Raw genomic sequence first — 13,014 nt, 5'->3', positions numbered from 1 at the left:
CCTTTGGTCCCGCGCGTGTCGGCAGGAGGCCCACCCCGCCGGCCTCGCTCAGGGGTGTGCGGTGCTGGTGAAGACGTCGTTGAGGGTGACCGTTGTCAGGCCCCGGTCGTGCAGCAGGCCGGTCATTTGGCCGAACACGTTGGTCACCGGTTCGAAGTTGAGGTGCCCGATCACGATGCGCTGCGGCAGGAACCAGGTGGTCGCGAAGTCCACCACCTGTTGTTCGGTGATGAGCCCGGAGTCCGACAACGAGCCGTACCAGGTGGTCGGCACCGTATAGCCGAGGTCGGCGGCGAGGGCATCCACCCTGGCGTCGTGTACCCCGTACGGCGGCCGGAAGAAGGGGCGGGCATCCACCCCGAACGTGTCGGTGATGAAGTCGTGGTTGCGGCCGAGCTCGGAGCTGACATCGGCGTCGCCGAGGGTGCTGAGGTCGGGGTGCGACCAGGTGTGGTTGCCGAGCTGGATCTGGCCGGACTGCACGAGTGGTCGCAGCGCTTCGGCGTTGTCGGTCCAGGAGTCGTAGCAGCCGGTGACGAAGAGGGTGAGCCGGGTGCCGGTCTCGGCGGCAAAACGGATGTACCGGGCCACCACCTCACTGCTGGAACCGTCGTCGACGGTCCAGGCCAGCAAGGCGCCCTCGCCCGGCAACTCGGAGAGGGTGCCTGGCGGCACCGGCACCCGCAGGAGGCCGGGCGCGGGCTGGCGGAGGGGCGCGGGCGGCGGGATCGCACCGGGCAGCGGCCGGGGGAGGGGGCTGGGCGTCGGGGTCACGGCGGCGACCGGGGCGGCCGTCGGGGTGGGCGCGAGGGCGGCGCAGCCGGCGAGGGTGAGGGTCAGCCCCAGCGACACGAGCACGGTGCGCCGGCTGAGGGCGGGGCCGTCCGGCCGCGTGCCGGCCGACGGCGAGGGGCGTGCTGCCGGGTCTGCTGCCTGGTCTGGTGCCTGTCGCACGCGGTCCTCCCCCCGGAGCCGGTCGATGGAGCCGAGAGAGCGGAACCGGCCCGGTGCGGGTCGAACGAGTCGACGATATCGCCCGTGCGGGTGGGTCGGCAACGCCCGTAATCGGGGGCCGCGGCCGCATCGCTAAAATGGACAAATCCGTACCCGGGCCCTGCCCGGCGTTTTGACCATCCTTTTGGACCATTGGAGCCACCGTGGCCGCACTTTCCCGTCTTGATTCCGTCATCGCCCTCGCCCGCCACCGCGGCTTCGTCTTCCAGGCCGGTGAGATCTACGGCGGTAGCCGGTCGGCCTGGGACTACGGGCCCCTCGGTGTGGAGCTCAAGGAGAACATCAAGAAGCAGTGGTGGCGCTTCATGGTCACCAGCCGCGACGACGTCGTGGGCCTGGACTCCTCTGTCATCCTGCCGCGTAAGGTCTGGGAGGCCTCCGGTCACGTCGAGGTCTTCTCCGACCCGCTGGTGGAGTGCACCAGTTGCCACAAGCGCTTCCGCGAGGACCACCTCGTCGAGGAGTTCGAGGAGAAGAAGGGCCGCGCCCCCGAGGGCGGCATCGACGGCATCGCCTGCCCCAACTGCGGCAACCGGCACACGTGGACCGAGCCGCGCGCGTTCTCCGGCCTGCTCAAGACCTTCCTCGGCCCGGTCGACGAAGAGGCCGGCATGGTCTACCTCCGCCCCGAGACCGCTCAGGGCATCTTCGTGAACTTCGCCAATGTGCTGCAGGCCGCGCGCATGAAGCCCCCGTTCGGCATCGGCCAGATCGGCAAGAGCTTCCGCAACGAGATCACCCCCGGAAACTTCATTTTCCGCACCCGCGAGTTCGAGCAGATGGAGATGGAATTCTTCGTCGAGCCCGGCACCGACGAGGAGTGGCACCAGTACTGGATCGACCAGCGGATGGGCTGGTACACCGGCCTCGGCATCAACCCGGAGAACCTGCGCCTGTTCGAACACGCTCAGGAGAAGCTCTCGCACTACTCCAAGCGCACCGTCGACATCGAGTACCGCTTCGGCTTCTCCGGCAGCGAGTTCGGCGAGCTCGAGGGTGTGGCCAACCGCACCGACTTCGACCTCAAGACGCACTCCGAGGCATCCGGCAAGGACCTCTCCTACTTCGACCAGACCAAGAACGAGCGCTGGGTCCCGTACGTGATCGAGCCCGCGGCCGGCCTCACCCGTTCGCTGATGGCGTTCCTGGTGGATGCCTACCACGAGGAGGAAGTGCCCAACGCGAAGGGCGGCGTCGACAAGCGCACCGTGCTCAAGCTCGACCCGCGCCTGGCCCCGATCAAGGCCGCCGTGCTGCCGCTCTCGCGCAACGAGGCCCTCTCGCCGATGGCCCGCTCGCTCGCTGCGCGCCTCCGCGAATCGTGGAACGTGGACTTCGACGACGCCGGCGCCATCGGCCGCCGGTACCGCCGCCAAGACGAGATCGGCACCCCGTACTGCATCACGGTGGACTTCGACTCGCTCGAGGACCAGGCCGTGACCGTGCGCGACCGCGACACCATGGCGCAGGAGCGCGTGCCCCTCGCCGAGCTGGACGCCTACCTGGCCGTGCGCCTGCGCGGAGCGTAACCGCCCCGCCGCATCCGGCGCCTGACCCGCATAGCGGCGCCTGACCCGCATAACGCGTTCTGCGGGGTAGGCGCCGCTGTGCGGGTGGCGTGCCACCCGCCTACCGGCGCGCCACCCGCATAGCTCCGGATGCCGCGCCCTTCGCCCTCTGCGTGTGCCTGTGCAGCCCTCCGCAAGGCAGCCCTCCGCAAGGCAGCCCTCCGCAATGCCGCGCCCCGGCGGTGTTACGGCAGCGTCAGGTCGATCAGGGTGACACCGGCGGTGGGCAGCGGCGCCGACATGGCGGCCAGGGCCGCCGGCGCATCCGCCAACGGGATGCGGTGGCTGATCAGGTCCTGCGGGCGCAGTTTGCCGCTGGCCACGAGCGCCATCAGCTCCGGGTAGTCGCCGGCGGGCATGCCGTGGCTGCCGAGCACGGCGAGCTCGCGGCCGATCACCAGGCCGAGGGGCAGGCGGGGGTCTTCGGCGAGCAGGCCGATCTGCACGTGCCGCCCGCGGGTGGCCAGCGAGCGGATGGCGATGCCCACGGTGCTCTCCCGGCCGAGCGCCTCCACCGACACCTGGGCGCCTTCGGGGGCGAACAGGCGCACCCGCTCCACCACCTTGGCGTCGGTCATACCGCTGGAGTTGACCGTATAGGCGGCGCCGGCGCGGGCCGAAGCGGCCAGGGCGTCCACGCTGATATCGACGGCGATCACCCGGGCGCCAAGCGCCGCCCCGATCATCACGGCCGACAGGCCCACCCCGCCGCAACCGATCACCACGAGGGTTTCGCCCGCCACCAGTTTTGCCTGGTGCACGAGACCGCGGTACGACGTGGCGAACCGGCAGCCGAGCAGCGCGGCGGCGCCGGCGTCGAGGGCATCCGGTACCGCGATCAGGTTCACGTCGGCGTGGTGCAGCGCGACCCGTTCGGCGTACGAGCCCCAGTGGGTGAAACCGGGCTGCGTCTGGTTACGACAGACCTGGGCGTTGCCTCCGGCGCATTCCGGGCAGTCGCCGCAGGCGCAGACGAACGGCACGGTGACCCGCTGGCCCACCGTGAACCGTCGCACCAGCGGGCCGACGGCATCGATCACGCCGACGAGCTCGTGGCCTGGAACGTGCGGCAGGGCGATGCCGTCGTCGTGGCCCAGCCAGCCGTGCCAGTCGCTGCGGCAGAGCCCGGTGGCCTCGACCCGCACCACGACGCCGGCGGCGCTGGGCTCCGGGTCGGCCACCTCGCGCAGGACGGGCAGCTCCCCGAACCGATCGAACCAGACTGCCTTCACGTCAGAACCACGTCAGCCGCGAAAGCGGACCAGGCCGATGTTCCGCGCACGTCAGGACGCGGCGTCGGAGATGCCGACCACCCCGGGCAGCTCGACGGGTGCCACCGTCGACTCCGGCAGGGCGATCTCGATACCGAAGAGGGCGCCGAGGCCGCCGAGGAACGCATCCTGATCGCCGGCCCTGGCCAGCTCGCGGGAACGGACCATCGGGGTGTGCAGCAGCACGCCGGCGAGGTGCCGCAGGGCGGACTCGGTCGCCTCGCTGCTGTCGCCGCGCTTTCTGGCCCGCTCGATCTCACCGTCGAGGATGTCGAAGACGTGGGAGCGCAGGGCCACGACGGCCGGTGCCAGGCTCTGCTCCTCGGCCACGGCGGAGAATTTCTTGGCGGCCCGCCCCACCAGCTTGCGCGCCTCGCTGGTGGCGTTGAGCTGTTCGAGGGGCGCGTGGATGCGGATGGTCTCCAGGTCGAGCAGCTCCACTCCGGGCACGTCGCTGACGTCGGGGTCCACGTTGCGGGGCAGACCGAGGTCGATGATCAGCTGGCGGGCGGCCTCCGGCTCGGTGCCGACCGGGCACGAGCGCACGGCATCCGGCCCGGCCATCAGCGGAGGGACCTCCGCGGCGTGCTTCGCGGCCATGAGGGCGCGGCCGGCGGTGAGGATGCCCGCGTCGATGACGTGGTGCTCCACGGTGGTGCAGGTGAGGATCAGGTCGGCCAGCGCGGTCTCGGTGGCCAGTTCGGCGGCATCCGTCGGCACGGCCCCGATGTCGTGTGCGGTGGCGAACTTCACGGCGCGGCCGGACGGCGAGTAGACCCGCACGTCGGTGACGCCGAGGTCGCGGAGGGCCGCCAGCGACGCGCCGGCGTACCGACCCGTGCCCACCAGCAGCACCCGGGTGTGCGCCCAGTCGGTGACCCGGCTCTCCGCCAGTTCCAGCGCGAGGCGCACGAGCGAGCGACCGGCGGCGCCGATGCCGGTGCGGTTCTTCACGCCGCGGGAGGTCTGCGAGGCACGCTGGAACAGCCGCTCGAGTTCGGGGCTGGTGGTTCCGGCGGCGCGGGCCTCCTCGAGGGAACGGCGCACCTGCCCGGCGATCTCGCCCTCGCCGACCACGACGGACTCGAGCCCGCTGGTCACGGCGAACAGGTGCTCGGCCACGCCGTTGCCGTGCACGAGGTCGAGCGTGTCGCGCAGGAGCGCGGCGCTGACGCCGGTGCTCGCGCTCACGGCGTCGATCGCGGCATACACAGCGGGAAGCGGGGAGACCCCGAACGGTTCGTCGAGATCGAGGTAGGCCTCGAAGCGGTTGCAGGTGGCCACGACCACGGCCCCGTTGAGAGCGTCGTGACCCGTGAGCATCCCGCCCGCCGCTGCATCCGCGCCCACAGACAGCTTTTCGAGCACGTCGAAGCTGGAGTTCTTGTGGTTCGCGGACAGACAAATCAACACCGCTTGATTCTACGTTGTGTCGAACAACACCTCGAATCGTTCCCCCAGCTTATGTAGAGGACAATCGAGCGTGATGAACCTCGAGACGACGCACCCACTTTCTTCCGGCCTCACCTCGGACTCCCGCCTGGTGCGGGCCTACCAGGGCACCCGCCCCGCCGTGACCCCGGTGTGGTTCATGCGCCAGGCCGGCCGCTCCCTGCCCGAGTACCGCGAACTGCGAGTGGGCACTCGGATGCTCGACGCCTGCCTCGACCCCGCCATGGCCAGCGAGATCACCCTGCAGCCGATCCGCCGGCACGGCGTCGACGCGGGCATCCTGTTCAGCGACATCGTCGTGCCGCTCAAGCTCGTGGGCGTCGACGTGGAGATCGTCGCCGGCAAGGGCCCGGTGCTCGCCGAGGCCGTGCGCACCGCCGCGGACGTCGACCGCCTCATCGCCCTTGACCCTGCCGTGCTCGACACCGCGCTGGCCCCCATCAGCGAGGCCGTCGCCCTCACCGTCGCCGCGCTGGGCTCCACCCCGCTGATCGGCTTCGCCGGGGCACCGTTCACCCTCGCCGCGTACATCGTCGAGGGCGGGCCGTCCAAGGACCACATCCACGCCCGCACCCTGATGCACTCCGACCCCGAGGCCTGGGCCAAGCTGATGGCCTGGACCGCTGAGGTGACCGGCCGGTTCCTCCGCGCCCAGGTGCTCGCCGGTGCCAGCGCCGCGCAGCTGTTCGACTCCTGGGCCGGCGCTCTCTCGCTCAATGACTACAGCCGCTTCGTCGCCCCGGCGTCCACCGCCGCGATCGCACACGTGCGCGACCTCACCTATCTGGAGTCCGCCGCCGACCTGGCCGCCGACCCGGAGTCGATCCGCCGTAACGTTCCGGTCGTGCACTTCGGTGTCGGCACCGGCGAGCTGCTCAAGGCCATGCACGGTATCGGCGCCGACGTCGTCGGCGTGGACTACCGGGTGCCCCTGGATGAGGCCAGCCGGCGCCTCGGCGGCGTCGTGCCCGTGCAGGGCAACATCGACCCCGCACTGCTGAACGCGCCGTGGTCGGTGCTCGAGGCGCATGTCCTCGACGTGCTCGAGCGTGGCCGTACGGCGCCGTCCCACGTGCTCAACCTCGGCCACGGTGTGCCGCCGGAGACGAACCCCGACGTGCTCACCCGGCTGGTGAAGTTCGTGCACGAAACCACGTCAACTCACACCCCCGCGGAGAGCACAGCCTCGTAGCGCACCGCTTCAGGGAGCAGCTCACCAGAGCATCGCTCACCAGAGCCCGTGCCGGCCGCAGACGCCGGCGGAAAGCAAGGTCATGAAGGACGTCTTGGTCATCGGCGGAGGTGTCGCCGGTCTGGTGGCCGCCCGCGAGTGCGCCCACCTCGGTCTCAGCGTTGTCGTGCTGGAGGCGGCAGGCACGCTCGGCGGGGCCGTGGCCGGCCACGAGGTCGCCGGCCTGCAGCTGGACGCCGGAGCAGAGAGCTTCGCCGTGCGCGGCAACACCGTGGCGGCGTTCATCGCCGACCTCGGCCTCACCGATCAGATCGTCGAGCCGAACCCGGCCGGCGCCTGGCTGCACCTGCCCGGACACCGCCCCGGCGGCGCCCCCGTGTCGGTGCCGCTGCCCAAGGCCGGCGTGCTCGGCATCCCCGGGTCGCCGCTGGCCGAGGACGTGCGCCTCGCGATCGGCTGGTCCGGGGCGCTCCGCGCCTACGCCGACCGGCTGATTCCGGTGCTCAAGATCGGCCGGGAGCACAGCCTGGGCGCGCTCGTGAGCAAGCGGATGGGCCAGAAGGTGCTCGATCGCCTGGTCAACCCGGTCGCCGGCGGGGTCTACGCCACCGCGGCCGCCGATCTCGAGGTCGACGTCGTGGCCCCAGGCCTCAACCGCGCCCTCACCTCGGCAGGGTCCCTCTCCGGCGCGGTCACCGCGATGCGCACAGCCGCGCCGGCCGGTTCCGCAGTGCGCGGGCTGAACGGCGGCATGCACCGCCTGGTCGACGCCCTGGTCGCCGACCTCGGGCGCTACGACGTCCAGATCCGCACGCACGCCGCCGTGACCGGCTTCACACCGGTCGACGTGCCCAAGACCGGCGCGGACGGCAGCCAGACGACCAGCCGCAGCTGGGTCGTCGAGTTCGCCCCGACGACGGATGCCGACGCCGCAGCCGGTGACGCGGCTGCCGAGGCCGACGCACCCACCACGCCCGCCGAGCCCCGCACGATCGAGGCCCGGCACGTGATCCTCGCCGTTCCCGCCGCAGCAGCCCTGGGCCTCTTGGCCCCGCTCGGCGCCGATTTCGCCGCCCTCGCAGCCCTGGGCTGGCCGGCGCCGGCCGCCGTCGAACTGGCCACCCTGGTGCTCGACGCGCCGTCGCTGGACGCGCACCCGCGCGGCACCGGAGCGCTCGTGGCCGAGGGCACCCCCGGGGTCACCGCCAAGGCGATCACCCACGTCACGGCCAAATGGGCCTGGGTGGATGCCCTCACCCCACCCGGCCGGCACATCCTGCGGCTCTCCTTCGGCCGCGCCGGCGCCCCGGTGCCCACCCTGGGCCTCAGCGACGCCGACCTGCAACAGCTCGCCGTGCACGACGCCTCGGCGATCCTCGGCGTCGACCTCGCCGGAGCCCCGGTTGTGGGATTCGCCCGCACCCTGTGGAGCGACGGCCTCTCGCCCGCCACGATCGGCGCGCCCGAGCGCATCCGCCGGGTGCGCGAGACGGTGGAGGCCACAGCCGGCCTCGACGTCACGGGCGGATGGCTCTCCGGCACCGGCCTGGCCTCGGTGATCCCCGATGCGCTCGCCGCGGGTATCCGCGGCAGACGGGCAGTGCTAGACCTCTGATCAGGACTGTTTCAGGCGTTGCACATATGGGCCTCTCCGTGCCGGGGGGTTACGCTGGGACACTACATGAACGTAAAGGAATGGAGTCACAATGCGGGGAAAGCTTCTTTTCATCACGGGTGGCCTCGTCGGCTACGTGCTGGGTGCACGCGCCGGACGTAAGCGATACGACCAGATCGCGTCGGCCGCCTCAGACCTGTGGAACCGGCCTCCCGTACAGCGCCGGGTGAACGAGGTCAAGGACTTCGCCCTCGAACGCGTCGGCGACGTGCCCGGCGCCCTGTACGAAGCGGGCAAGAAGGTCGCCTCGGCCGTTGCGAACAAGTCCGACAAGACCAAGGAAGCCCCGGCATCCAGGTCCGGTATCAAGCCCGGCGAGGCCACTGCGGCCACCAAGGCCGCCGCCTCCGCCACGAAGTCCGCCAAGTCCGCCGCGGCCTCTGCCACCTCCGCGGCCGAGTCCGCGCAGACCGCAGACGACACCACGGCCGCGCAGTAACCTCACGACGACAGTCCAAGGAAGGATGCCAGTGAGCAACAGCGGGTACAACCCCAAAAGCAAGCAGTCACTGTTCACGCTCCTCAGTGAGCTTCCTGGCCAGATCATCGATCTGGTCAAGGCTGAGATCGACGCCTTCAAGGCCGACATCTCCGGCAAGGCGAAGAATGTCGGCATCGGCCTGGGCCTGTTCATCGGCGCGGCGGTGTTCGCATTCTTCGCGGTCATCGTGTTCATCGCGTTGGCCGTCATCGCGCTCGACCTGGTGCTGCCGCTCTGGCTGGCGGCGCTGATCGTGGCCGTCGCGCTGCTCCTCATCGCGGTGATCCTGGCCCTGATCGGGCTCAACCGGGTCAAGAAGGGCACCAGCCATGATCCGGAGGGCGTGACCGCGAGCATCCAGAAGGACGTCAACGCATTCAAGGGAGTTGGCGAATATGAGCACTGACAAGGACACCACCCCGGACACCGCCCCCGACCACCGGAGCACGGCCGAACTGCGCGCCGAAGCCGACCGGGCGCGTGCCGCGCTCGCCGGCACCCTCGACGCCATCGAGTACAAGCTCAACGTGCCCAAGCAGATCAAGATCAACACCCGGCGCTTCACCCTGGGCCTGCACAGGCTCGGCGATGACAACCCCGTCGCCCTGGCCGGCATCGCCCTCGGCGCTGCTGCCGCGGTGGGCACCGTCGTCTGGTGGGGCGTCAAGACGGTCCTCGACCGCCGCTGAACGGCCGGGTGGGCTGGGCTACTTTTGGCTCTCCGGGCAAAGCGGTAGAGACTAGTAGACATGACTCACCCGGCTGCCGGAGAGGCAGTAGACAAGACCACGCCCACCCCCGCTTCACACACCTCGTCAGAGGCTGAACCCACCGAGGCCTCCCCCTCCGGATTCACCCTCTTCACTGTGCTGCGCAAGGACCCGTCCAACCCCGACGATCTCGACGGCCGTGACGTACCGCGTTTCGTCGACGAGCTCGACGACATCATCGCCCTCGTCGAAGCCGAGGGCGTGACCCTGCGCGGGATCTACGACGTGTCCGGCCTCCGGGCCGACGCCGACGTGATGCTCTGGACCCACGCCGACGAGGCCCAGACCCTGCAGTGGGCTAACCGGGAGCTGCGTCGCAGCCGCCTGCTCAAGAGCCTGCTGCCCACCTGGAACGCCATGGGGGTGCACCGCGACGCCGAGTTCAACAAGAGCCACGTGCCCGGATTCCTCCGCGGTGTCGAGCCCAAGGGCTGGCTCACCGTCTACCCGTTCGTGCGCAGCTACGAGTGGTACCTGCTGCCGGAGGCCGAGCGCAGCCAGATGCTCGCCGACCACGGCCGCAAGGGTGCCGCGTTCCGCGGGGCCATCGCCAACACCGTCTCCTCGTTCGCCCTCGGCGACTACGAGTGGCTGCTGCCGATCGAGTCCGACGAGCTCACCGAGCTGGTCGACCTGATGCGCGAGCTCCGCGCCACCGACGCCCGCATGCACGTGCGCGAAGAGGTGCCGTTCTACACGGGGCGGCGCATCACCACCGCCGAGCTGGTCGAGGTGCTGCAGTAATGACGAGCTACGACGCCATCCTGCTCGCCGGCTTCGGTGGACCAGAGGGCCAGGACGACGTGATCCCGTTCCTGCGCAACGTCACCCGCGGCCGCGGCATCCCCGAGGAACGCCTCGAAGAGGTCGCGGTGCACTACCGCCACTTCGGCGGCATCAGCCCCATCAATCAGCAGAACCGTGTATTGCGGGCCGCCCTGCAGGCCGAGCTGGACCGCCGGGGCATCGAGATCCCGGTGATCTGGGGCAACCGCAACTGGGCGCCCTACCTGCCCGACACCATCGCCGAGGCGCACGCCAACGGCCAGGACCGCCTGCTTGCCATCGCCACGAGTGCGTACAGCTCGTACTCCGGCTGCCGCCAGTACCGGGAGGACTTCGCCCAGGCGCTGGATTCGACCGGGCTCGCCGGCACCGTGCAGATCGACAAGATCCGCCAGTTCTTCGACCACCCCGGCTTCGTCACCCCGTTCATCACGGGTGTGCGCCAGGGCCTGGCCGACATCGAGGCCCAGATTCCCGGCATCGACCTCGCCACCGAGGTCGAGGTGCTGTTCTCGACGCACTCGATTCCGTCCACCGACGCAGCCAAGAGCGGACCGGCCGAGCGTGGCTTCGGCCCCGACGGCGCCTATGCCGCCCAGCACATGGCCGTGGCCGACGTGGTCATGCAGGGCCTCGAATCCTCGTGGCAACTGGTGTACCAGTCCCGCAGCGGCCCGCCCAGCATGCCGTGGCTCGAGCCCGACATCAACGACGCCATCGCGCTGCTGCCGGCGCGCGGCATCCGCGCCGTCGTCATCGTGCCGCTCGGCTTCGTCAGCGACCACATGGAGGTCATGTGGGACCTCGACAACGAGGCCACCGAAACGGCCAAGGAGCACGGTCTGTTCTCGGTGCGGGTGCCCACCCCCGGCGCCGACCCGGTCTACGTGAGCGGGCTGATCGACCTGGTCGAGGAACGTCTGAACGACGTGCCTGCCGAGGACCGCCCCGCCCTGACCGACCTCGGCCCCTGGTACGACGTCTGCCGCCCGGGCTGCTGCGAGAACGTGCGCCTCGGCTTCAAGCCGGCGGTCGCTGGAATCGCGCCGTGAGCGTCATCCGCGTCGGCACCCGGGGCAGCGCCCTGGCCATGGCCCAGACCACGGCGGTCGCGAATCGTATTCAGGCGGCCATCGGCGGAGACGTGGAGATCATCCCGATCACCACACACGGCGACGTGTCCCGCGAGTCGCTCTCCAGCCTCGGCGGCACCGGCGTCTTCGCCAGCGCCCTGCGTGAGGCGCTGCTGAATGACGAATGCGACGTTGTCGTGCACTCGTTCAAGGACCTGCCCACCGACCCGTACGCGGGCCTGGCCATCGGGGCAACGCCCAAACGCGCCGACGCCAGGGACGTGCTCTGCGCACGCGACGGCTTCACCCTCGCCACGCTGCCGGAGGGCGCCAAGGTCGGCACCGGTTCGCCGCGCCGTGTCGCGCAGCTGCGTGAAATGCGCCCGGACCTCGAGGTCGTCGACATCCGCGGCAACGTGGGTACCCGCCTCGCCCTGGTCACCGACGAGACCCTGCATGCCGTCGTGCTCGCCGCCGCGGGCCTCGGCCGGCTTGGCCTGCTCGAGAATGTGGCCACCGACTACCTTGAGCTTTCCGACTGGCCCACCGCGCCCGGCCAGGGCGCCCTGGCCATCGAGGTGCGGGAGGGCAAGCCCGACCGGCTGCTCACCAAGGCCCTCGCCGTGCTCAACCACGCCACCACCCAGGCCACCGTCACGGCCGAGCGCCACGTGCTCGCCCGGCTCGAGGCCGGCTGCGCGGCACCGATCGGTGCGACCGCCGTGATCGATGACGGCCTGCTGTTCCTCACCGCCACCGTGTACAGCCCGGACGGCACCCGCCGGATCACGGCCTCGCACGCCGCGACTCCCGAATCACACTCCACCGCCGACCTGCAGGATGCCGCCCTGGACGTCGCCGAGCGCGCCGCCCGTGAGCTTCTGGCCGGCGGCGCCGCCGAGTTCGCCCCCCTGTCGGTGACCTCGTGAGCGCCGTACGGCACAACCCCGACAAGCCCTTGGCCGGCTGGCGCGTCCTCGTGCCGCGCGGCGGGCCATGGGGCGACCAGGTCGCGGCGAACCTGCGCAGCCGTGGTGCCCTGCCGATCGTGGCACCGATGATCAACTTCGCCCCCACCGACGACGCCGCCGCACTCGACACGGCGCTGGCCAAGCTCGCCGCCGGCGACTTCGACTGGATGACCGTCACCAGCGCCACCACCGTCGACGTGCTCTCCTCGCACCGCGCCGTCGTGGCGCCGGGTACCCGCATCGCCGCGGTCGGTGAGACCACCGCCGCCGCGCTCGTGGCCGCCGGCTACCACGTCGATATCGTGCCGTCGGAGGACAACTCCGCCAAGGGCCTGCTGGCCGACTGGGAGGCCGCCACCCACGGCGTCATCCCGCTTCGGGTGCTCACCCTGCGCTCGGAGATCGCCAAGCCGCTGCTCACCGAGGGCCTGCGCCGGATCGGCCACGACGTCGAGTCGGTCGTGGCGTACCGCACCGTGGGCGTCCCGGTCTCCGACCGGGTCGTCGCCGACGTCAAGGCCGGCCGGGTGCACGCGGTGCTGGTCACCAGTGGCAGCGTGGCCCAGCAGGTGCAGGACCAGCTCGGCCCGATCCCCACGACCACCCTGGTGGCCTGCATCGGCCCGCGCACGGCGAAGGATGCGGCGGCCATCGGCCTGCGCGTCGACGTCGTCGCCGACGAGCGCAGCGCCGAGTCCCTCATCGAGGCCCTCGTGCGCCTCGCCCCCCGCGACCTGTAACGGAGCGGCACCAGGGCCCGA

The 13,014-nt window shown here is 70.8% G+C and carries 13 protein-coding genes; 10 read left to right on the top strand and 3 right to left on the bottom strand.

Features of this window, described 5'->3' with window-relative positions; genetic code table 11:
* Window positions 1-48: 48 nt before the first annotated feature.
* Entirely contained in the window at window positions 49-954 is a 906-nt protein-coding gene (locus E3T61_RS21525) for a polysaccharide deacetylase family protein (RefSeq protein ID WP_134642865.1), read from the bottom strand.
* 203 nt (window positions 955-1,157) lie between these two features.
* Between E3T61_RS21525 and E3T61_RS21520 the strand changes: the two genes are divergently transcribed.
* A complete protein-coding gene (locus E3T61_RS21520; RefSeq protein ID WP_134642864.1) occupies window positions 1,158-2,543 on the top strand; it encodes a glycine--tRNA ligase in 1,386 nt (461 codons plus the stop codon).
* Window positions 2,544-2,767: 224 nt separating this feature from the next.
* Here the strand turns inward: E3T61_RS21520 and E3T61_RS21510 are convergent, their stop codons facing one another.
* Together E3T61_RS21510 and E3T61_RS21505 are read right to left on the bottom strand one after the other, a co-directional pair.
* On the bottom strand, window positions 2,768-3,814 hold the full coding sequence (locus E3T61_RS21510) for an alcohol dehydrogenase catalytic domain-containing protein (protein WP_134642863.1): 1,047 nt from the start codon (window positions 3,812-3,814) through the stop codon (window positions 2,768-2,770).
* A 51-nt stretch (window positions 3,815-3,865) separates the two neighbouring features.
* Window positions 3,866-5,266: a glutamyl-tRNA reductase gene (locus E3T61_RS21505; protein ID WP_134642862.1), complete on the bottom strand. Its 1,401-nt coding sequence runs from the start codon at window positions 5,264-5,266 to the stop codon at window positions 3,866-3,868.
* Window positions 5,267-5,339: 73 nt separating this feature from the next.
* On the opposite strand from E3T61_RS21505, the gene hemE reads away from it, so the two are divergent.
* The 9 genes from hemE (at window position 5,340) to E3T61_RS21460 (ending at window position 12,993) form a co-directional block, all read left to right on the top strand.
* Window positions 5,340-6,497 carry a uroporphyrinogen decarboxylase gene (hemE, locus tag E3T61_RS21500; protein ID WP_134642902.1) on the top strand — a complete coding sequence of 386 codons (1,158 nt, stop codon included), beginning with the start codon at window positions 5,340-5,342 and terminating at the stop codon, window positions 6,495-6,497.
* Window positions 6,498-6,579: 82 nt separating this feature from the next.
* Window positions 6,580-8,112, top strand: a complete 1,533-nt coding sequence (locus E3T61_RS21495; RefSeq protein ID WP_134642861.1) for a protoporphyrinogen/coproporphyrinogen oxidase — start codon at window positions 6,580-6,582, stop codon at window positions 8,110-8,112.
* A gap of 91 nt (window positions 8,113-8,203) precedes the next feature.
* Window positions 8,204-8,611: a hypothetical protein gene (locus E3T61_RS22045; RefSeq protein WP_166793358.1), complete on the top strand. Its 408-nt coding sequence runs from the start codon at window positions 8,204-8,206 to the stop codon at window positions 8,609-8,611.
* Window positions 8,612-8,642: 31 nt separating this feature from the next.
* Window positions 8,643-9,059: a phage holin family protein gene (locus tag E3T61_RS21485; protein WP_166793357.1), complete on the top strand. Its 417-nt coding sequence runs from the start codon at window positions 8,643-8,645 to the stop codon at window positions 9,057-9,059.
* Window positions 9,049-9,342 (top strand): DUF3618 domain-containing protein, encoded by a 294-nt coding sequence (locus tag E3T61_RS21480; protein ID WP_134642859.1) that lies wholly within the window; start codon window positions 9,049-9,051, stop codon window positions 9,340-9,342. The genes E3T61_RS21485 and E3T61_RS21480 overlap by 11 nt, the downstream gene beginning before the upstream one ends.
* A 60-nt stretch (window positions 9,343-9,402) precedes the next feature.
* Window positions 9,403-10,167 carry a hydrogen peroxide-dependent heme synthase gene (gene hemQ, locus E3T61_RS21475; RefSeq protein ID WP_134642858.1) on the top strand — a complete coding sequence of 255 codons (765 nt, stop codon included), beginning with the start codon at window positions 9,403-9,405 and terminating at the stop codon, window positions 10,165-10,167.
* Complete coding sequence (locus E3T61_RS21470) at window positions 10,167-11,261, top strand: ferrochelatase (protein ID WP_134642857.1); 1,095 nt, start codon at window positions 10,167-10,169, stop codon at window positions 11,259-11,261. Before hemQ ends, E3T61_RS21470 begins: the two co-directional genes overlap by 1 nt.
* Window positions 11,258-12,211, top strand: coding sequence for a hydroxymethylbilane synthase (hemC, locus tag E3T61_RS21465; RefSeq protein WP_134642856.1), 954 nt, complete (start codon window positions 11,258-11,260; stop codon window positions 12,209-12,211). Before E3T61_RS21470 ends, hemC begins: the two co-directional genes overlap by 4 nt.
* On the top strand, window positions 12,208-12,993 hold the full coding sequence (locus tag E3T61_RS21460) for a uroporphyrinogen-III synthase (RefSeq protein ID WP_134642855.1): 786 nt from the start codon (window positions 12,208-12,210) through the stop codon (window positions 12,991-12,993). The genes hemC and E3T61_RS21460 overlap by 4 nt, the downstream gene beginning before the upstream one ends.
* Window positions 12,994-13,014: the final 21 nt, after the last annotated feature.

Source organism: Cryobacterium lactosi (genome assembly GCF_004403945.1).
GTDB classification, from domain to species: domain Bacteria; phylum Actinomycetota; class Actinomycetes; order Actinomycetales; family Microbacteriaceae; genus Cryobacterium; species Cryobacterium lactosi.
This window is presented reverse-complemented; position numbering and strand designations above follow the sequence as displayed.

Coding starts and splice junctions, on each gene's coding strand:
- E3T61_RS21480 (WP_134642859.1), top strand. CDS start 9,049: ATGAGCACTGACAAGGACACCACCCCGGACACCGCCCCCGACCACCGG.
- E3T61_RS21495 (WP_134642861.1), top strand. CDS start 6,580: ATGAAGGACGTCTTGGTCATCGGCGGAGGTGTCGCCGGTCTGGTGGCC.
- E3T61_RS21470 (WP_134642857.1), top strand. CDS start 10,167: ATGACGAGCTACGACGCCATCCTGCTCGCCGGCTTCGGTGGACCAGAG.
- hemE (WP_134642902.1), top strand. CDS start 5,340: ATGAACCTCGAGACGACGCACCCACTTTCTTCCGGCCTCACCTCGGAC.
- hemQ (WP_134642858.1), top strand. CDS start 9,403: ATGACTCACCCGGCTGCCGGAGAGGCAGTAGACAAGACCACGCCCACC.
- E3T61_RS22045 (WP_166793358.1), top strand. CDS start 8,204: ATGCGGGGAAAGCTTCTTTTCATCACGGGTGGCCTCGTCGGCTACGTG.